The sequence below is a fragment of the Phaeocystidibacter luteus genome (genome assembly GCF_008933115.1).
In the GTDB taxonomy this organism is placed as follows: domain Bacteria; phylum Bacteroidota; class Bacteroidia; order Flavobacteriales; family Schleiferiaceae; genus Phaeocystidibacter; species Phaeocystidibacter luteus.
The window spans coordinates 1-1,204 of record NZ_WBVO01000024.1; the positions used below are offsets into that span (position 1 = coordinate 1).

Genomic DNA, 1,204 nt, shown 5'->3' on the forward strand with positions numbered 1-1,204 from the left:
CACAGAGATTTCTATGTTCCCATCCAACTAGATCTCTAGTTTAATTTGATATGGTGATTGCCGCTCGACAACTGCATAAACTCTGTGGATGATCTTGTTCCTGACGGCGTTAATCGTACTCATCTTGTTCTTCCCTTCTTCTGTTTTCCTCTGGTAGTACTCATTTAGCTCTCCTTTTGATCTGATTGCCGCCATGGCAGCTAAGTGGAGTATTTTCTTTAGCTGCTTGTCGGCCATATGTGAGACCCTCGCTCTTTTAATTTTGACACCAGATTCATTTTTAAAGGGCGCCACGCCTGCATAACAGGCGAGCTGCTTTGGACTAGAGATGCTTTTGAAGTTGTTCGTGCGTAAGATCAGGTGAAGAGAGACCTGCTCTCCAACTCCTGGTATACTTTGAAGAAGCTTCATATTCTGCCGTATATCCTCGTCCTGCTTAACAAGTGTCCTAATGACTTCCTCCACTTTCTTCAGCTGTCGATTCAGGCTGCTAATAACCGGTCCATAGACAGCCTTTAGCTCTCTATAAAGTGCTATATCCATGGCTTTAGCTTCTCGCAGCTCATTCTCAAGCGACGTTCGTTTCTTGAGTAGGGTGTTTCTGATTTTACCTTGTGTGCCAAGCCGTTTCATAGCCGTCGATTCGGCAACATACAGCCGCTTTCTATCAGAGTACCTAAGCGCATACTCGGCGATTCTCCTTGCATCTGTCCGGTCATCCTTGCCGCGCATATCTGTGCTGGCTCGTTTGACCTTCATGGCATGCTCTACCCAGAGCTTCAACCCTAGCTCTAATGTTACTCGCTTTAATGGATTGGAGTATATCCCCGTTGTCTCACAACAAATCAAAACGTCCGAAGAACACCAAGCAAACTGCTTGATTAAGCTGCCAAAAAAGCGCTTCAGGCTTACATCCGTATTCGGTACTTCTCGCTCCAATACAACTTCCTGAGTACGTGCAATAACCGCAATATCCACTTTGTTTTTGGAGACATCCACTCCGATAAAATAACTTTGCTCCACTTTACTAAGTTTAGGCTTCCACATTCAGTGTATCTACCAAGTCCTTTATAATAGGTCTATACCTAAATTTCTATTTGGAGCTGCACTGAAGGAAACAAGGTTCAAAATCTCTGTTTAGGTCATGAGCCTATGACACAGGTTGATTCACCTTGTTTCCTGTGGAAGTTGTTAAACTCCCAAA

1 protein-coding gene is annotated in these 1,204 nt (G+C 44.2%); it reads right to left on the reverse strand.

Features of this window, described 5'->3' with window-relative positions:
- Window positions 1-27: 27 nt before the first annotated feature.
- Window positions 28-1,047, reverse strand: a complete 1,020-nt coding sequence (locus F8C67_RS14245) for an IS110 family RNA-guided transposase (RefSeq protein WP_151668531.1) — start codon at window positions 1,045-1,047, stop codon at window positions 28-30.
- Between the last annotated feature and the right edge of the window lie 157 nt (window positions 1,048-1,204).